Source organism: Xanthomonas sp. fls2-241-TYG-148 (genome assembly GCF_030208815.1).
GTDB lineage: Bacteria > Pseudomonadota > Gammaproteobacteria > Xanthomonadales > Xanthomonadaceae > Xanthomonas > Xanthomonas campestris.
The window spans coordinates 54,249-73,116 of the sequence record NZ_JARVTE010000014.1 but is presented as its reverse complement, the minus strand read 5'-3'; the positions used below and the strand labels follow the sequence as shown (position 1 = coordinate 73,116).

Sequence of the window (18,868 nt, the reverse complement as noted above, 5' to 3'; positions counted from 1 at the left end):
CATGGGGAAAGCTGGGCAGGGCCCGGCGCGAGTCCTTTAGAAGTCGTAGCGCAGGCTGAGGCTGGTGGTGCGGCCGGCGATCGAACGTGCGCGGATGATGCCGTTGGCCGGAATGGTGGCTTCCTCGGCTTCGGTCAGCCCGAACGTGTTGAACAGGTTGTTGACGTTCAACGCGACGGTGAGTGCATCGGTGATGCGGTAGTCGCCGAACAGATTCACCTGGGTGTAGCCCGGCATCTTCAGCTGGTTGGAATCCTGCGTGTAGGCCTCGGTGGTGCCGATCAGGTTCACGCCGAACTGGTAGCCGTCGCCGCGGTAGCTCGGGGTGAGCTGCCACACGAAGTCGGCCTGGCGACGCGGCACGTTGCCGGTGTTCTCCGGAGTGATCTGGTCCCTGGCGATTTCTGCATCGGTCCAGGTCACGCCGCCGTTGACGGTGAAGCCCTCGTAGCGGTAGCTGGCTTCCAGCTCGATGCCGTGCGCCTTGTAGCTACGGTTGAAGAAGCGCTGGCTGGTGACTTCGAAATTCTGCTCCTGGGTGCGCGCGGCAAACGCGGTGGCAAACAGGCTCAGGCCGTCGCGGCGCCACTTCAGGCCAGCTTCGGTCTGCCGCACCACGTTGACCGCTTCATCGGAGGTCACCGAGCCATCGTCGCGGATCACGCCGAACAGCAGGCGGTCGGCATTGGCGCGTGCGCCACGGCTGATGCGTGCGAATGCGCCCAGGTCGTCGTTGATCAGGTAATTGCCGCCCAATGAGTACGACAGGTAATTCCAGTCGTAGTCCACTGGCCGCGCATTGGCGGTGTCCACGGTGGCCACGCGCTGCTCCACCGGCTGGATCACGCCATCGCCGTTGACGTCCAGGTTCTGCGCGATGGCGGTGCCGGAATAGTTGCCGCGTGCATCGCCCATGTCGTAGCGCAGGCTGCCGTCGATGCTGAGCTTGCCGCTGTCGAAGGTGAGCGCCACGTACGGTGCGTTGACGTCGTAGCGCACGTCGTAGCTGCGGGTGATGCAGCAGTCGCCCCAGAACGGCGTGCCGTAGGCGTACAGGCCGTTCTGCGAGCGCGACACACCGCTGGCGTCGACCACATTGAGCAGGCGCGAGTCGCGGCCCAGGCTCTGCACGTAGGAGTTCCAGGTCCAGTCCATATCGATGGTCTGGCGCGAGGTGTAGTAGCCCATGCGCAGGTTGAGGGTGCGGCCGTCACCGCCGAACTCGCGCGAGAGACTGAGGTCGTTGGTGACATTGCCCAGATCGTTGATGGCGACATTGAACAGATGCGTGCGGATGGCCGTGCCGGTGTAGGCCTGGCCAGCATTGGCGCCACCGGCTTCCACCAGCTGCGCGCCGGCGCCGCCGATGGACGATGCCAGCGCGGCGGCATCGGTGACTTCGGCCGGGAACGGGCTGACGAAGCGGCCGCTGTTGTCGGCGATGCGGAATTTATCGCTCAGGTTCCAGCCATTGCCCAGGTCGAACCAGGCTTCGGCGCCGATGGTGCGGGAGATCGGGTGCATGCCGTCGCCCAGGTCGGTGCGGCGCGGCTGGTTGTTGCCATCCAGGCCAACATCGGTGCGGAAATTACGGCTGTACAAGGTGTCGTTGCCGGGATCGAAACCGGGGAAGCCGCCCAGGTCCGGCGAGCCGTCGCGGCCACGCACCGAGGTGGGCACCGGCAAATAGCCGGCGGCACGGTCGTTGAGGTATTTGCCGTACACACGCACGTAGCCGTTCTCGAACAGGCGGGTGAGGTTGGCCTTGAGTTGGCCGCCCTTGTCGGTGGTGTAGCCGGCATCGCGCACACCGTCGCCCTGGCGGAAGAAGCCGCCGATGTTGAACTGCCAGTGCTCGGCAAACGGCGCGCCGTAATTGAAGTCGATGCGGGTGTTGTCGTAGTCCAGGCCGCGACTGACGCCGACGCTGCCGCCTTCGGTGTCGCCGGTCTTGCTGATGAAGTTGATGATGCCGCCGGGCGCATTGCTGGTAAACGTCGAGGCCGAGCCGCCGCGGATCGCTTCGATGCGATCCATCGTGAAATCCGAGCGCAGGAAGATATCGGAATTGCCGAAGGCGATATCGCCGAACTCCATCACCGGCAGGCCGTCTTCCTGCAGCTGCAGGAACTTGGCGCCACCCGAAGCCACGGGGAGGCCGCGCACGGCGATATTGGCATTGCCTTCGCCGCCGCTGGACTCGGAGCGGATGCCGGGAATGTTGCGGAAGATTTCCGCAGTGCTGCGCGGGGCCGATTGCTCGATCGCCTCGGCCCCCACGGTGCTGACCGACACGCTGGACTTGAGCTTGGTGGTGGCGGTGGAGGTGCCGGTGACGAACACCGAATCCAGGTTGACCGCGGCGCTGTCGGCAGCCGGCGGGGTGGCGGGTGCGGGCGGGGTGGCGTCCTGGGCCAGCGCGAGCGGCGCGCACAGGCAGGTGGTGACCGCGCAGGCCAAAGCGTGCAGGCGCAGGGTGTGCAAGGTGGACATCGCGATTCTCTCTCTCACGGATGGTGGTGTGTCGACGCCCTGCGTCGTCCCCTCCCAGGGATGGCCGGGTGGCCTGCAGTGCGAGCGGAGTGATACGCCCTAATGCAATCGATTGCAATCCTGCGTTGCAGCATTTATTGCGCTAATGAAAAGAGGGCAAAGCGGGAAAGCGCCCGTGCTGCGGCGCAGCGTTACAATCGATTGCAAAGCGGCCAGGGTAGAGTGCGCTGCGGCCACTGGGAGCCGCACCGATGCCTGGACCCTGCATGTCGTCGACCGCTCCTCCGCTTTCCTTCGCACGCATCCTGGCCCTCAATGCCGGGTTCTTCGGTGTGCAATACAGCTTCGGGCTGCAACAGAGCAACATGAGCCCGATCTACAACTACCTGGGTGCCGACCACGCCAGCCTGCCGTACCTGTGGCTGGCCGGGCCGATCACCGGCCTGGTGCTGCAGCCGTTCGTCGGCGCCTTGAGCGATCGCTCGGTGACGCGCTGGGGCCGCCGCATGCCCTACATGGTGCTCGGCGCGCTGGTGTGCAGCCTGTGCCTGCTGGCGATGCCCTTCAGTACCGCATTGTGGATGGCGGTCTGCCTGCTGTGGGTGCTGGACGCCGCAAACAACGTCGCGATGGAGCCGTACCGCGCCCTGGTCAGCGACGTGCTGGCGCCACCGCAGCGGCCGTTGGGGTATCTCACCCAGAGCGCCTTTACCGGGCTGGCGCAGACGCTGGCTTATCTCACCCCGCCCTTGCTGGTGTGGTTCGGCATGAGCCAGGACGCGGCCAATGCGCACCATATTCCGTACGTGACCATTGCTGCGTTCGTGATCGGTGCCGGCTTTTCGGCCGCCTCGATCCTGCTCACCGCGCGCAGCGTGCGCGAACCGGTGGTGTCTGCGGCGGAGATCGCGCGCATGCGCAAGGCCGGCACCGGGCTGGGCGCCACGCTGCGCGAAATCGGCAGCGCGCTGCGCGACATGCCGCCGACCATGCGCCAGCTGGCACCGGTGATGCTGTTTCAGTGGTATGCGATCTTCAGCTACTGGCAGTACATCGTGCTGTCGCTGTCGACTACCTTGTTCGGCACCACCGAGGCGAACTCGCACGGCTTCCGCGAGGCCGGGCTGGTCAACGGGCAGATCGGCGGTTTCTATAATTTCATCGCGTTTCTGGCGGCCTTTGCGATGGTGCCGGTGGTGCGGCGCGTCGGCCCCAAGTACACGCACGCGGCCTGCCTGCTGGCGGCTGGCGTAGGCATGTGGGTGTTGCCGGGTATAGAAAACCGTTGGTTGTTGCTGTTGCCGATGATCGGTATTGGCCTTGCATGGGCCAGCATGATGGGCAACCCCTACCTGATGCTGGCCGACAGCATTCCGCCCGAGCGCACCGGCGTGTACATGGGCCTGTTCAACCTGTTCATCGTGCTGCCAATGCTGATCCAGATCGTGACCTTGCCGCTCTATTACGAACCGCTGCTACACGGCGACCCGCGCAACGTGATCCGCCTGGCCGGCGCACTGATGTTGGCTGCAGCGGTGGCGATGTTGTGCGTACGCATCCGCAAACCCAAGGCCGTTGCGGCTTAGTTGCCAGCAAGGTGTCGCAATGTTTTGCCGCTAAAAAAAAGCGGATTGCAGCATCAAGACATTGCGTGCAATCCGTCTCGGACGCACGCTCTTACGATTCCCGATTCCCGATTCCCGATTCCCGATTCCCGATTCCCGATTCCCGATTCCCGAATCAAGCCGACTCGCGCACCACCAGCTTCACCGGCATCTCCACCGAGTCCACTGCTTCGCCGGCGATCAATGCCAGCAGCCGGTCCACCAGCAGGCGGGCGGCCAAGCCCAGGTCCTGCTGCACGGTGGTCAGCGGCGGCTGGCTGTAGGCGGCCAGCGGAATATCGTCGAAGCCCACCAGTGAAATGTCCTGCGGCACGCGGTGGCCGGCTTCGACCAGGGCGCGGATCGCACCGACCGCAATCACGTCGGAAGCGGCGAACAGGCCATCCGGCGCGTCGGTCTTCTTGAGCATGGCGCGGGTCAGCCGGTAGGCGTCCTCGCTGAGGAAGTGGCTGCGCGCGTGCAGGCGCGTGTCGAACTCCAGGCCGTGCTGCTCCAGCGCCTGCCGGTAGCCGGCAAAGCGCGGCGCCACCTCGGGAAGCTGGTCGTCGCCCAGGAAGGCGATGCGCCGACGGCCGCTGGCGATCAGGTGCTCGGTGGCCAGTGCGCCGCCCTGGAAATTGTCGCTGCCCACGCTGATGTAGGACTGCCCGTCGATTCGGCTACCCCACACCGCCATCGGCAGGCCATCGCGTGCGGCCGCATCCAGCGCAGCATGTTCGGAGCTTTGCCCCAATACGATCACGCCATCGGAGCGGCTGCCGCGTGCGAGTTGTTCCACCCAGCCGTCCTGATGCCGATTGAGCTTGGACAACAGCATGCTGTAACCACGGCCGGTGAGTTCTTCGGCCAGCAGCGCGAGCATGGTCATCAGGAACGGGTCCGACAGCGGCTGGTCCAGCGCATGCATCATCGGCACCGCCACGCTCACCGTGTTGGAGCGCTTGGCGCGCAGGCTGCGTGCCACCGGATCGACCTGATACCCCGCATCGGCGGCAATCTGCTTGATGTAGGCGCGGGTGCGCTCGGCCACCACCGGGCTGCCGGCCAGCGCACGCGACACGGTGGACTCGGACACGCCCGCCATGCGCGCGATGTCGGCCATCTGCGGGCGTGCAGCAGGAGTGGCGCGTTCGGGATGTTTGGCCATGGCACCGCACTGCGGAAAAGCCAGAGTGTAATCAGTTCGTGCACGCCACGTGTCAGGCAGGCCTTGCGGTGGCGGTCGCTTGCAGGGCATTTGCCGGTGCCACGCGGGCGCACAACGCTCGGCAAACAGCGGCTTGCTCAGGCATTGCAGCGCGCTGGCGCGGTGCTTGTGGGGGCTGATGCAGGGCATGAAACGGAGCGCGTTGGGCTGCGGCGTGCAGGGGGATGCGATGCCAAACGTTGCTGCATGCGCGGGAGGCGGCCGCAGCACGGGCGGCTATACGCACTGCTGCGTTGCCAGTGCATCGCTGCGCTGCGCGTGATGGATGCCAGCCGCCACGCAGCAGCGCCGCACGTGCATGGCACGCTAGCCCATGTACAAACCGCCGTTGACCGCATAGTCGGCGCCAGTCACATACGCGGCGTCGTCGGAGGCCAGCCATGCGCACAGGCCGGCCACTTCGGCCGGTTTGCCGAGCCGACGCACCGGCACCGAGGTGGCCAGGCGGTCCAGCACATCCGGTGGGAAATTGCTGATGGAAGCGCTGGCGATGTAGCCGGGCGAAATGGTGTTGACGGTGACACCGCGCGAGGCCACTTCCTGCGCCAGCGCACGGCTGAACCCATGCATGGCCGCCTTGGCGGTAGCGAAGTTGATCTGCCCGATCTGGCCCTTGTGCGCGCTGACCGAGCCGATGTTGACGATGCGCCCCCAGCCGCGCGAGGTCATGCCATCCACCACCTGCTTGGTGATGTTGAACAGCGAATGCAGGTTGCTGGCAATCACCGCATTCCAGTCGTCGCGGCTCATCTGACGGAACAGCGTGTCGCGGCTGCCACCGGCGTTGTTGACCAGCACGTCGATCTCGCCGACCTCCGCCTTGACCTTGGCAAACGCAGCTACGGTGGAATCCCAGTCGGCCGCGTTGCCTTCGGAGGCAACGAAGTCGAACCCGAGCTCGCGTTGCTCACGCAGCCACGCTGATTTGCGCGGCGAATTGGGGCCGCACCCGGCCACCACCGTGTGCCCGGTGCGCGCCAGTTTCTGGCAGATCGCAGTACCCACACTGCCCATGCCACTGGTGACGTATGCGATGCGAAGCGTCATTGCTTGAACTCCTTCGGAGTTGGGAATGGGGAATCGGGAGTGGGGAATCGGTGGAGCAGGGGCCGCGGTTTCTATTTTTTTATGTGGAAGTCAGGAATCGAAACGGCAGCGCAGCGCCGCTTTTGCGATTCCCCATTCCCGATTCCCCATTCCCGGCGCGCAATCAGCGCGCCAACGGAAACAAGCCAAACAACAACCCGCCCGCCAGCATCAGCATCGAAATCAGCACCGCCCATTTCAGGGTGAAGCGCTGGTGGTCGGCGAAATCGACCTTGGCCAGGCCGACCAGTAGATAGGTCGAGGGCACCAGGGGGCTGAGCAGATGCACGGGCTGGCCGGCCAGCGAGGCGCGCGCCATTTCCACGGGCGTGATGCCGTAATGGCCGGCGGCTTCGGACAGGATTGGCAGCACGCCGAAGTAGAACGCGTCGTTGGACATGAAGAACGTAAACGGCATGCTGACGATGGCGGTGATCACCGCCAGGTACGGGCCCCAGCTGTCGGGAATCACCGCCAGGAAGCTGCGCGACATCGCTTCGACCATGCCGGTGTTGGACAGGATGCCGGTGAAGATGCCGGCAGCGAAGATCAGCGACACCACCGACAACACATTGCCGGCGTGGTTGACCAGGCGACGGCGCTGCTCGGCCAGGTTGGGGTAGTTGATCATCAGCGCCAGCGCGAAGCCGATCATGAACAACACCGGCATCGGCAGGATGCCCACCACCAGCGCGGCCATCAGCGCCAGGGTGAGCACCAGGTTCACCCACAGCAGCTTGGGCCGCTTCATGTCTTCGGTGTCTTCCACGCGCGGCAGGGCGTCGTTGTCGTCGGGCAGGCTGGTTTCCAGCCAGTTGCCGTCGGCCGGCAGGCGCACCACGCCCAGGCGGCGACGCTCGCGCATGCCGAGCAGCCAGGCGAGTGCAATGATGCCGGCGATCGCCATCGCCATGGCAGGCACCAGCGGCACGAATACATCGGCCGGATCCACGTGCAATGCAGTGGCGGCGCGCGCAGTGGGGCCGCCCCACGGGGTGAGATTCATCACGCCGCTGGCCAGGATGGTCACGCAGGTCAGGTTGAGCGCGTTCATGCCCAGGCGCTGGTACAGCGGCAGCATCGCCGAGACGGTGATCATGTAGGTGGTGGAGCCGTCGCCATCGAGAGAGATCAGCATCGCCAGGATTGCCGTGCCCATGACGATCTTCAGCGGATCGCCCTTGACCAGGCGCAGGATGCGGCCGACCAGCGGGTCGAACAGGCCGGCGTCGATCATCACCCCGAAATAGAGGATGGCGAACATCAGCATCACGCCGGTAGGCGCGATCTTCTTGATGCCGTCGAGCATCATCTCGTTGATGCCGGTGCCGAAGCCGCCGAGCAATGCGAACACGATCGGCACCGTGATCAGAGCCACCAGCGGCGACAGCCGCTTGCTCATGATCAGGTACATGAAGGTGATCACCATTCCGAAACCGAGCGCGGTCAGCATGCGGGCAAATCCTTTAAGGCGTGCAGCGGGGGATAAGCGGAGCGCGCCACTGCGCCGGGCGCGCAGCAGCGAAGGTAGTGCATGCCAGCGCTGGTGGTGGCTGACGTGACGGCGGTGTGGCTGTCATGCAGCAGGGTGCAGGCCATCGCATTGGCGGACGGCAGCGCGCCGCTGCAGTGGCAGGGCGCAGACGCGGGATGACGCAGGGCAGAGATGCAGGCCACTCAGAAGTCGTACTGGAAGCGGCCGGTAACGGCCAACGTGTGATCGACCACCGCATCCACCATGCGGTCACGATTGCGGCTGTCGATCACATTGAGCATCACGCGCAGATTGGGCTTGAAGTACCAGTTGCCGCCCAGCGTCCACGACTGCGTGTTGGCGTCGATGAAGTTGGGTTGCCCATCCAGATGCTGGTCGCCGCGCATGTAGTCGTAACGCAGCGCCAGCTCGAACGCGCCGGACGGGCGGTTGGGCGTCTTGATGCGGCTGAAGCGGCCGGTCTTGCGATCGTAGCCGCGCGACTCGCCGGTCACGAACCAGCTGACCAGGCCATAGCTGGCCAGCACCTTGGCATGCTGCGCGCCATCGTCGAGCAGGCCGCCGCTGAACTCGGTCTGCCACGACCATGGGCCGATTACTTCGGCATATTCCAGCGACCATTTGTCGAAGTCGGTGTCGCGGCCATCGGCGAAGCGTGCCAGCGTGATGCGGCTGTTGTTGGCGAGATCGTTTTCCGGGCGCGGGCGGATCAGCAGCGGTGAGGCGCCGCCACTGCCGGGATGCGAATAGCGCTCGTGCGCCAGCGACACGCCCAGATGGCGCAGCCGCGCGTCGCCCATTTCCGGTGCGAAGGTCAGGCGCGTGCCCAGCGCACCGCCCTTGGTGGCCGAATTGTCGATGCTTTCCAGGCTGTAGGCGGCCGTGGACCAGGTGGCGTCCGGACGGCTGGTCTGCCAGGAAATCGCCTTGCGGTAGATCGGTGCCAGCGTGGTCGAGGCGTAGCCGCGTTCCAGGAACGGGCCATAGTTGGAGCCGGTCCGGTCGTCCAGCGAGAAGTACTGCTTGAACTGGCCAACGGTCAGCGTGCCGGCGGAGAACTTCTTGGCGATGTAGACATCGCGCGCCAGGATGCCGCGGCTGCCGGGTTCGTACTGCAGGCCGGCGAACTCCGCCTCGGCCTTGTAGTTGAACCCGTAGAACTTGCCGGCCACGTCCAGCCAGACACGGCGGAACTGGGTGTCGTTGCGCTCGGGCGTGCCGCGTTCATCGTTGTCGAAGACAGTGAAGTCCCAATGCACGCGCCCGCCCACTTCGGCGGTCACCGGGCCTTCGTCATCGGCCGCGTGTGCCGCCGGCGCCAGACAGATGGCCGCACAGGCGGTAATGGCGCGCAAGCGCAAGGTGTCGTTGATCACAGACCCTCCCAGGTACATGTGTGCAGCACAGGCAATCAATCGGCCGCAACCGCGTCACGGCGAGCTGGCTGCAGCCTAGTCCCGCGAAGCTGTCATGGACCTGTCAGGTGCGAGCATCGGGAGTCGGGAATGGGGAATCGCAACAGCGACGGACTGCAGCACATGGTTTGGATGGGAGAGCTTTTGTTGGCGAGGCCTGTTACCTTCCGGCCGCGGTGACGTGCTGTTGCGATTCCCCATTCCCTATTCACGATTCCCTGCCCCCAATGCGCCTGTTGCTCGTAGAAGACAACGCCGACCTTGCCGATGCCATCGTGCGGCGCATGCGCCGTAGCGGGCACGCGGTGGATTGGCAGCAGGACGGGTTGGCCGCAGCCAGCGTGTTGCGCTACCAGAGCTTTGATCTGGTGGTGCTGGATATCGGCTTGCCCAAGCTGGATGGATTGCGCGTGCTCGCCGGGATGCGTGAGCGTGGCGACACCACGCCGGTGCTGATGCTGACTGCGCGTGATGGCATCGAAGACCGCGTGCAGGCGCTGGATGTGGGGGCCGACGATTACCTGGGCAAGCCGTTCGACTTTCGTGAGTTCGAAGCGCGGTGCCGGGTGCTGCTGCGGCGCAATCGCGGCCAGGCCAGTGAGGTGGTGCAGCTCGGCGCGTTCGTGTTCGACAACGCTGCGCACACCGTGAGCCTGGACGGGGTGGCGATCGAGTTGCCGAATCGCGAGTACCGGCTGCTGGAAATCCTGATCGGGCGGCTGGGCCAGGTGGTGGGCAAGGACGAGATCGGCAACGGGTTGTTCGGATTCGATGACGATGCCGGCCCCAATGCGATCGAGCTGTATGTGGGCCGGCTGCGCCGCAAGTTGATCGGTGCGCCGCTGCGCATCGTCACCGTGCGTGGCGCCGGCTACAAGCTGGAAGAAGCCGACCCGCAGGCCGTCGCCGAGGCCGGCAGCGATGGCTGAAGCCCAGGCGGTGGCGCCGTCGATCCGGCGCACGCTGCTGCTGTATCTGAGCAGCCTGTCGTTGCTGGGCGCGGTGGTGCTGTTCTTTGCCGCGCGCGATTACGGCGAGCGTGCGGCCAATCGCTCCTACGACCACCTGCTGGTGTCGTCGGCGTTGTCGATCATCGACAGCGTGGCGTTGGTGGGCGGCGATTGGCAGGTGGATCTGCCGTATGCCTCGCTCGACCTGCTGGGCATGGCGCCGGAAGATCGCGTGTTCTACCGCGTGTTCGATGCGCAGGGCCGCACCATCACCGGCGAAGACACCTTGCCGTTGCCGCCGCGCGCGCCCGATGGCGAGCGGCCGTTGTTGTTCGACGCAAACTACAGCGGTGAGCCGGTGCGCTTTGCGGTGGTGATGCACCGGGTGGCTTCGGACTCCGGGCAGGGCGAGGTGCGCGTGCAGGTGGGACAGACCCGCCGCGCGCGCGATGCGGTGGCGCGCGATGTGGTGCTCAACGCATTGGTGGCGATTGCAGTGCTGTCGCTGCTCGCGCTGGCGCTGGTGTGGATTGGCGTGTATCGCGCCTTGCGCCCGCTGCAACGCATCGAGCGCGATCTCTCGCGACGCGAGCCCTCCGATCTGAAACCGCTCACCGTGCCCGCACCGCAGGAAATGCAGTTGATGGTTGCCGCGCTCAACCGCTTCATGGCGCGGTTGTCGTCCAGCAACGAAACCCTGCGCGCGTTCATGGCCGAGGCCGCGCACCAGATGCGCACGCCGCTGGCCGCGCTGCGTGCGCAGGCGCAGCTGGCGATGGACGACGACGACCCGCGCGACATGCAGCGCAGCCTGGTGGCGATCGAGCGCAATGCCAGCCATATGAGCCGCCTGCTCAACCAGCTGCTCAGCGACGCCAGCGTGATCCATCGCGCCAATCTGCAGCGGTTTGCCACGGTCGACCTCGTCGAACTCCTGCACCAGGCGCTGCATGACGCGCTGCCACGTGGCGAGGAGGCACCGCGCGTGCATCTGGCGATCGACCCGCAGCCGGCGCTGTTGCGCGGCGATGCCTTGCTGCTGCGCGAAGCCTTGAAGAATCTCATCGACAACGCCTGCAAATATGGCGCGGGCGCGCCATTGCAGGTTGCGCTGACCAGTGACGGCCATCAGCATGTGCTGACCATCGCCGATCACGGCCCGGGCATTCCGCCGGCCGAAGCAGAGCGGGTGTTCGAGCGTTTTGTGCGCGGCCCGGATGCGCCGGCCGGTGGGGCGGGCCTGGGCCTGGCGATCGTCAAGCGCGTGGTCGAGGCACATGGCGGACGTATCGATCTGTCCAATCGCATCGGTGGCGGGCTGATTGCGTCATTGCATTTTCCCGGAGGCACGGCGTGATGCGCGTGGTGTGTGGTGTGGTGTTGCTGCTGCTGTGCGGCCTGGCCTGGGCAGCGCCCGGCGATGTACGGCGTTTTCCGGCGCAGGGTGCGGTGCAGGCGCAGCTGCGCGTGCAGGGCTCGACTGATCTGGAAGTGTTCGGCGCGGTGATCCAGGACTACCAGCGCCTGCATCCCGGCACCGAGGTGATCTACGAAGACGTGATCGCCTGGGACATCTACGAGCAGTACCTGCATCCAGCCGCCAATGCGCCGCAGGCGGATCTGTTGATCAGCGCCAGCATGGATCTGCAGACCAAGCTGGTGAACGATGGCCACGCGCTGACGCATCGCTCGGCGCAGACCGAAGCGCTGCCGGCCTGGGCGCAGTGGCGGCACGAAGTCTTCGGCATCAGCTACGAGCCGGTGGCCATCGTCTACAACACGCGCAAGCTCGCCGCCGCGCGGGTGCCGCGGACACGCCGGCAACTGCTCGCGCTGCTGCGCGCGCCCGATGCGCCGTTGCGCGGCAAGGTGGGCACCTACGATGCCGAACGCAGCGGCGTGGGCTATCTGTTCGCCACCCAGGACGGGCAGGTGGGCAGCATTGCCGGCGCGTTGCTGGCCGCGCTGGGGGCAAACCAGGTGCGTCTGGAAGAACGTACCGGCACCTTGCTGGACCGTGTCAGCCGCGGCGAGTTGTTGCTGGCCTATAACGTGCTCGGCTCCTACGCACAGGCGCGCATCGATGCCGGCGCGCCGCTGGGCATCGTGCAGCCGCAGGACTACACGTTGGTGGCGCTGCGCACCGCGGTGATCCCTAAGACCGCGCCGCACGCGCCCGAGGCGCGCCGGTTCCTGGATTACCTGCTCTCGCCGCGCGGCCAGCAGGTGCTCTCGCGCGAGGCGCGGCTGATGCCGATCCTGCCCTCGGCCGGTGGTCGCGGTGGCTCGGCGCAGCCGCCGTTTCGACCGATTCCACTTGGTCCCGGCCTGCTGGTCTATCTGGACAAACTCAAGCGCCGGCAGTTTCTGGAAGCCTGGCGCGCCAGCACCCAGCCGCCGCGCTGAGCGGTCGCGGAGCGGGCCGGTCCGTGTTCCATAGTGAAAACGCGCATTGAACGGGCCGCTTGATCGCGGCGAGGTGGAGCAGCGCATGCACGCCATGCAGGCGTTCGATGGAGGGATTGTCCGCGCGTCTGCCATCTGAGGCGCGTGCGCGGAGTCCAGTGCATCGAGCGCATCGGCAGCGCGCCTGCCACATGCCCGGGCCGTCTAGCTCCGCGCACGAGTCACCTACCGCGCAGCGCAGCGGGAAAGCGACGCAGCCATGTGCCAGACTTGGCGCATGGCCGATCTCACCATCCTCGTCGCCGACGACCACCCGTTGTTCCGTGCTGCCGTGATCCACGTGCTGCACCAGACCCTGCCCACTGCCGAAGTGGTGGAGGCCTCCAGCGCCACCACCTTGAGCGCGATGCTGCGCTCGCATCCGCAGGCCGAGCTGGTGCTGCTGGACCTGGCCATGCCGGGCGCGCGCGGCTTCTCCGCGCTGCTGCACGTGCGTGGCGAGCATCCGGACATTCCGGTGGTGGTGATTTCTTCCAACGACCACCCGCGGGTAATCCGGCGCGCGCAGCAGTTCGGCGCGGCCGGCTTCATTCCCAAATCCACCCCGGCCGAATCGATCGGCACCGCGGTGGCCAGCGTGCTCGATGGTGGCACCTGGTTCCCGCCGATGACCGCCGAGCGCTCCGAAGCCGACGCGCAACTGGCGGCCAAGCTCGCCCAGCTCACCCCGCAGCAATTTCGCGTGTTGCTGTGCCTGGCCGATGGCTTGTTGAACAAGCAGATTGCGCACGAACTGGGCCTGGCCGAGAACACCGTCAAGGTGCACGTCACCGCCATCCTGAAAAAGCTGGACTGCTACAGCCGCACCCAGGCGGCGGTGCTGGTCAAGGCGTTGGAGCCGGAAGGCGAGGGCTGAGCGCACTGCGCGTGTTGCAGGGCAGGTGGGCGCTCCGGATACAAGGCCTAAGCGGCTGCGTAGCTAGCTAGTCGCAAGGTGGCGCATGCACTGCTGCAACCGGCTATTACGCGGCAGCCAAGCTCATGCAGCCTGCGGATGCCACATCCTCTGCAGGTGCAAAACCCGCATCACTATTTGGCCCTGTAGACGATGATCCCCGGCGTTCTTGCCACATAGTCCAGGAACGGCGAATCCACCACCTTCTGGTTCTCCGCGCGCGAGGAGGCATTGCGCAGCATCGGGCCACGATCGGTCATGATGAAAAAGCCGACGTGGGTGACGTCCAGCCCGGCCAGCGGCGTGTAGATGCCGATGAAATCGCCGGTACGCAGTTGGCGGATCAGCGCCGCGTCGATGTGTGCGGTGGGGATGTAGGTGATGGCCCGTTCCACCACCGGCAGCCCGGGCAGGTAGTTGCTGCCATCGGCCTTGAGGTTGAGTTGTTTCACCACGGTGACACTGTCGGGGCTGACCGCTGCGGTGATGTCGGTGGCCAGCTCATAGGTGCGGTTGGCCCAGTCGCTGAAGAAGTGCTTGCGGTGGGTGAAGCTGACGATGCCGTCGACATAGCGGGTGAGCACCAGCTGATTGACGAAGTCCTGCTGCGAATAGGAGCGACGCGCGGCCTCGACATAGTCCAGGTAGGTGAAGCAGTCCAGGCCGGTGAAGTCGATGATCAACTTCTCCGGCGTGGTCGCCGAGCCCTGCAGGACGTGATCGCGATACGGCGTCGCCAGGAATTGCGCGGACACCACATCGATCATGTGGCCGGTGCTGAGATGGCGGTGGCGTGCGACCTGATCCAGCACGGTGATCAGTTTGCCTGCCGTGTACGGATCCATCTGCACGCGTGTTGATGACCCGGGTTGCGCAGCGGCCGGAGCGTCCTGCGCATGCGCCGTGAATCCGCCTGCGCAGCTGACAATCAACAAGGACGTCAACAGAAGCAGCGTCGTCTTCATCATCGGGTGTCCACCTTGCGGGTGCGGAAGCACGATGATTCAGGCTAACGGCCAGTGCCTGACGTTGAAACGCGAAGTGGTGGTGCACGATCCGACCCGGCCAGGCAGCGGTGCCTGCGCCTGTGCGTTGCCGCACAGACTTACCCGCGCCGCAACAGCATCTGCGTGACCAATGCGCGCAGCGCCGGCGGCCGGACCGGTTTGGACAGGAAGCCCCAGCCCGCCTCCAGCGCGTGCTCGCGCAGGGCGGGGCTGGGCTCGGCGGTGACCAGGATGACGCGCGGTTCGCGCTGCCATTGCGCCACCAGTTGCGGCAGCAGCATCGGGCCGTAATGGTTGCCCATGCGTACGTCCAGCAGCAGCAATTCCGGGGCATCGTCGGCGCTGGCCGCGGCCAGTGCGTCGTCGGGGCCGCCGGCAAAATCCACCCGGCATTCCCAGCGCTCCAGCAGTGCACGCGTGGCCTCGCACACGCGCGGGTCATCGTCCACGCACCACACCCGGCAGCCGTGCAGGATGGGGTCGTTGCCGTGTTCGTGCTGCAGCTGCGGCGTGGGCAATGGCTGCACGATGGCCGCACGTTCGCCCAGCGGCACGCTGACCGAAAACACGCTGCCGCCGCCCAGCGTGGAGCGCAGGCCGATGCGATGCCCGAGCAGGCGGCCGATGCGCTCGACAATCGCCAGGCCCAGGCCCGCGCCACGGTCGTTGGCCACGCCGTCGTCGAGGCGGCGGAATTCTTCGAAGATTTCGTGCTGCAGCGCTTCGGGAATGCCCGGGCCCTGGTCGTGCACCTCGATGCGCAACCAGCCGCCACGCCGGCGGCACCCGAGCAGTACGCGGCCGCGCGGGGTATAGCGGATCGCGTTGGACAGGAAGTTCTGCAGGATGCGGCGCAACAGGGTTTCGTCGCTCAACACCACCGCCGAGGTGGGCACCCAGTCGAGCACCAGGCCGCGGTCTTCGGCCAGGATGCCGAACTCGCGCGCCAGGGTGTCCAGCAGCGGGCCGATCGCAAAATCGCGGACTTGGGTTTTCAGGCTGCCGGCTTCCAGGCGCGAGATGTCGAGCAGGCTGTTGAGGATGGCGTCCTGCGCCGCCAGTGCGCCGTCGATGTTGTCCACCAGTTGCGCACTGCCGGTGGCCTGCACTTGCCCACGCAACACCGAGACGAACATGCGCGCGGCATTGAGCGGCTGCAGCAGGTCGTGTACTGCCGATGCGACGAAGCGGGTCTTGTAGCGGTTGGCGCTTTCGGCCTCGCGCTTGGCTGCGGCCAGATCGCGCGTGCGCTCGGCCACGCGGTGTTCCAGCGCATCGGCCAGCGAGCGCAGTTCGCGCGCGGCGTTCTTGTAGGTGGTGATGTCGGCGTAGCTGGTGACAAAACCGCCATCGGGCAGCGGGTTGCCGCGGATTTCCAGCACCGTGCCGTCTTCCTTCTCGCTCTCGCGCATGTGCGGTTTGCCGCTGCGCAGATGGTTGAGGCGGCGTTCGATGGCGGCCTCGATCGGGCCGGGCCCGAGCAGGCCGCGGCGCGCGTTGAAGCGGAACAGGTCTTCGATCGGCCGGCCGACCTGCAACAGCTCGGCGGGAAAGCGGAACAGTTCCACATAGCGCGAATTCCACGCCACCAGGTTCAGCGCCGCGTCGATGACCACAACGCCTTGCGGCAGATGTTCCAGGCTGCGACTCAGGCCAGTGTTGGCCTGTTGCGCCGCTGCCACCACGCCATCCTGAGCGGTGCGCAGTTCTTCAGCGTGCTGTTGCAACAGTGTTTCCAGCTCATGCCGGCTGCGCTGGCGCAAGGCTGACAGGCGGCTACGCTGTTGCACGAACAACCACAGCAGCGCCAGCGCCAGCCACGCACCGGCCGCCGCGATGGCCGCCGCGCGGCCGGCGGCCGCACTGGCGCGGGTGTCGTGCAGCAGGTGCAGGCGCCAGCCGCTCTCGGGCACCTGCAGGGTCTGCCACAGCACCTGGCCACTCAGGGGCGGCATCTGCACCTCCGCCAGCACACCGCCACTGCCGGTGGGTTCGATCACGCGGCGCTGCAACGGCAGCAGCCGCTGGTTGGCGTACTGGCGGGTGGCCTGCAGTTCGCGCCGGTCACGTTCGCTGAGCGGGGCGAGCATGCGATAGCGCCACTGCGGGCGGCTGGCCAGGAACACCACATCGTGCGCGTCGGAGGCCAGCACGATGTCCGGGGTCTGCAGCCATTCGCGCTCCAGTGCCGCCAGCGCGATCTTGATCACCACCACGCCCTGCACCTGCCCGGCAGGGTCGCGGATGGCCTGGGACAGGAAGTAGCCCGGCTCGCCGGTGGTCAGGCCGATGCCGTAGAAGCTGCCGCTGCCACTGGCCAGGGCCTGTTGGTAGTACGGGCGGAACGCATAATCCACGCCCACGTTGCTGCGCGCGCCGCGCCAGTTGCTGGCGGCCAGCGCGATGCCGTCGCGGTTGATCAGGGTCAGCGTGGAAGACTGGGTGACGTTGTTGGCGCGTTCGAGTTTGCGGTTGAGGCGTTCGACCTGGTCGGCCGACAACGGCGCGTCGACGGCCGCGCGCAGGTCCGGGTCCAGCGTCAGGATCTGCGGCAGGGTGCGGTAACGGTCGATGCGTTGCTGCAGCGCCTGCGCATACAGGCGCAACTGACGTTGCACCGTGGCGCTTTCTTCGCGCAATGCGTTCTGTTCGACGAAGTAGCCGGCCGCGAACATGGCCACGAACATCCCGCCCAGCACGATGGACAAGGTGAACAGCAGGCGGCGGCGTTGCGAGGGATACATCGCACAAGTATGGCGGCGGTGGGCACTGGGCGCAGCCATCGCACACACGACTGCGGCCGCATCCCGAAGGAGGCGGCCGCAGGGTGACGCGTGTTGAAGCCTCAGCCGTGGGTGCTTAGAACATCACCTGCGCGCGCAGTTCCATCACGTGCGGGGTTTCATGCACGCCGTTGCGCGTGGCATCCACCCAGCTGTAGTTGGCCTGCACCTTGAAGTGGCTGGTGAGGTACCAGTTGGCGCCGATGGTGGTGTCGTGCTGGCGGCCGCCGCTGACGCGGTTGTCTTCCAGGTCCAGGCGGCTATAGCGGGCGGTCAGCTCGACCGCGCCGTAGTCGTGGGCGGGCTTGATGTTGCCCGGCACACCGCCGGCATAGCTGCGCGATTCGCCGGTCAGCGACCAGGTGCCGTAGACGTACTGGCCCTGGGCGATGTAGTGCGGCTGGTTGGCGTTGCGCGCCACTTCGGCACGCAGCGCTTCGCTCTGCAGCGAGAACGGGCCGTGGATCCAGACCGCTTCCACGCCGGCGCGGATCACGTGGTCCACATCGAGGATGGTGCCGGTGTCGATCAGGCGCACATCTGTCAAGCCGGCTTCCGGGCGGGCGCGCAGCCGCACGCGCGGGCTGAACGACACGCCGCGGCCGTCACTGAAACCACGCGGGTTTTCCACCGAGCCGGCCAGGCCCAGGTGCAGCACGTTGCCTTCGGCCTTGAACGGGGTCCACGCCGCATGCACGGCCTGGGTGGTGCCGGGGTTGTCGCCCTGCAGGTCCTGGCCGCCGTATGCGCCGGCCTGCAGCAGGTACTGCGGACGCTCCAGGGTCCATTCCACACCGGTCCGACGGCCCTGGAACACCGCCTGGATCGGCAGGCCCAGTTCCATGAAGCTACCTGCACGCGAGCTCTGCACCGCTTCCAGGCCCACCGGCACCTTCATGTAGCCCAGGCGCACGCGGCCGTAGTCCTGGCCCAGCAGCGCCTTGGTTTCGAAGCGGAAGAACACGTCCAGCCACAGCTTGGTTTCGAAGTCGAAATACACCATGGCGTCGTAGACGCCCTTTTTCTTCAAGGTGGCGCCGAATTCCTTACGGCGGAAATCGGTGCGGTCTTCCAGGCGGTCGTCGCCGGAGAAATTGTTGTCGTCGTAGGCGTAGTTGCCGGTCAGGCCGATTTCTGTGCCGTCACCGAAGGTGTACTTGGTGGGCCAGTTCTCGATCGAGGTGGCGGCATGGGCGGCGGGCGCGGCGGCGATGGCCAGCGCAAGAACGAGCGGATTGAGGCGCATAGGAATGATCTTCGGCGAGGAAAAGTAGGGGCCGGGCGTCCTGCCATGGCGAGCGCAATGAACAGCTTCATGAAACGCGCAGGGTCCGGGACGGCCAACAGCACAGAAAGTCGGTGTCTGCGTTAAACGGAATTAACGGCCGAGGGGCGCGTGGCTGAAGTGTAAGACCAGGTTCAGGCAACGCCCAGTGCGTAGTACCA

At 66.1% G+C, this 18,868-nt stretch carries 13 protein-coding genes; 5 read left to right on the top strand and 8 right to left on the bottom strand.

What is annotated here, in order from left to right; genetic code table 11:
* Nucleotides 1-36: 36 nt before the first annotated feature.
* Nucleotides 37-2,493 (bottom strand): TonB-dependent receptor, encoded by a 2,457-nt coding sequence (locus QRM60_RS14800; RefSeq protein WP_285446471.1) that lies wholly within the window; start codon nt 2,491-2,493, stop codon nt 37-39.
* 266 nt (nt 2,494-2,759) lie between these two features.
* On the opposite strand from QRM60_RS14800, the gene QRM60_RS14795 reads away from it, so the two are divergent.
* The gene (locus tag QRM60_RS14795; RefSeq protein ID WP_285446470.1) at nt 2,760-4,079 is read left to right on the top strand and encodes an MFS transporter; all 1,320 of its coding nucleotides are present in this window, start codon (nt 2,760-2,762) and stop codon (nt 4,077-4,079) included.
* A 154-nt stretch (nt 4,080-4,233) separates the two neighbouring features.
* On the opposite strand, the gene QRM60_RS14790 is transcribed toward QRM60_RS14795, so the two are convergent.
* The 4 genes from QRM60_RS14790 to QRM60_RS14775 all read right to left on the bottom strand — a co-directional run bounded on the left by QRM60_RS14790 (nt 4,234) and on the right by QRM60_RS14775 (nt 9,282).
* Nucleotides 4,234-5,265, bottom strand: a complete 1,032-nt coding sequence (locus QRM60_RS14790) for a LacI family DNA-binding transcriptional regulator (protein WP_011038454.1) — start codon at nt 5,263-5,265, stop codon at nt 4,234-4,236.
* A 366-nt stretch (nt 5,266-5,631) separates the two neighbouring features.
* On the bottom strand, nt 5,632-6,372 hold the full coding sequence (gene phbB / locus QRM60_RS14785) for an acetoacetyl-CoA reductase (protein ID WP_014508912.1): 741 nt from the start codon (nt 6,370-6,372) through the stop codon (nt 5,632-5,634).
* 163 nt (nt 6,373-6,535) lie between these two features.
* Nucleotides 6,536-7,864 (bottom strand): CitMHS family transporter, encoded by a 1,329-nt coding sequence (locus QRM60_RS14780; protein ID WP_011038452.1) that lies wholly within the window; start codon nt 7,862-7,864, stop codon nt 6,536-6,538.
* A gap of 224 nt (nt 7,865-8,088) precedes the next feature.
* A complete protein-coding gene (locus QRM60_RS14775) occupies nt 8,089-9,282 on the bottom strand; it encodes an OprO/OprP family phosphate-selective porin (RefSeq protein ID WP_285446469.1) in 1,194 nt (397 codons plus the stop codon).
* A 266-nt stretch (nt 9,283-9,548) separates the two neighbouring features.
* On the opposite strand from QRM60_RS14775, the gene QRM60_RS14770 reads away from it, so the two are divergent.
* The 4 genes from QRM60_RS14770 (at nt 9,549) to QRM60_RS14755 (ending at nt 13,593) form a co-directional block, all read left to right on the top strand.
* Nucleotides 9,549-10,250: a response regulator transcription factor gene (locus QRM60_RS14770; RefSeq protein ID WP_042596966.1), complete on the top strand. Its 702-nt coding sequence runs from the start codon at nt 9,549-9,551 to the stop codon at nt 10,248-10,250.
* Nucleotides 10,243-11,628: a sensor histidine kinase gene (locus QRM60_RS14765; RefSeq protein WP_228945258.1), complete on the top strand. Its 1,386-nt coding sequence runs from the start codon at nt 10,243-10,245 to the stop codon at nt 11,626-11,628. Before QRM60_RS14770 ends, QRM60_RS14765 begins: the two co-directional genes overlap by 8 nt.
* On the top strand, nt 11,628-12,677 hold the full coding sequence (locus QRM60_RS14760; RefSeq protein WP_011038448.1) for an ABC transporter substrate-binding protein: 1,050 nt from the start codon (nt 11,628-11,630) through the stop codon (nt 12,675-12,677). Before QRM60_RS14765 ends, QRM60_RS14760 begins: the two co-directional genes overlap by 1 nt.
* Nucleotides 12,678-12,954: 277 nt before the next feature.
* Nucleotides 12,955-13,593, top strand: a complete 639-nt coding sequence (locus QRM60_RS14755; protein WP_011038447.1) for a response regulator transcription factor — start codon at nt 12,955-12,957, stop codon at nt 13,591-13,593.
* A 173-nt stretch (nt 13,594-13,766) separates the two neighbouring features.
* Here QRM60_RS14755 and QRM60_RS14750 read toward each other — a convergent pair whose 3' ends face one another.
* The 3 genes from QRM60_RS14750 to QRM60_RS14740 form a co-directional block, all read right to left on the bottom strand.
* A complete protein-coding gene (locus tag QRM60_RS14750; RefSeq protein WP_228418437.1) occupies nt 13,767-14,477 on the bottom strand; it encodes a DUF1460 domain-containing protein in 711 nt (236 codons plus the stop codon).
* Between the two features lie 260 nt (nt 14,478-14,737).
* Complete coding sequence (locus tag QRM60_RS14745) at nt 14,738-17,383, bottom strand: PAS-domain containing protein (RefSeq protein WP_285446468.1); 2,646 nt, start codon at nt 17,381-17,383, stop codon at nt 14,738-14,740.
* Between the two features lie 115 nt (nt 17,384-17,498).
* Nucleotides 17,499-18,668, bottom strand: coding sequence for an OprO/OprP family phosphate-selective porin (locus QRM60_RS14740; RefSeq protein ID WP_042596957.1), 1,170 nt, complete (start codon nt 18,666-18,668; stop codon nt 17,499-17,501).
* Nucleotides 18,669-18,868 lie beyond the last annotated feature (200 nt).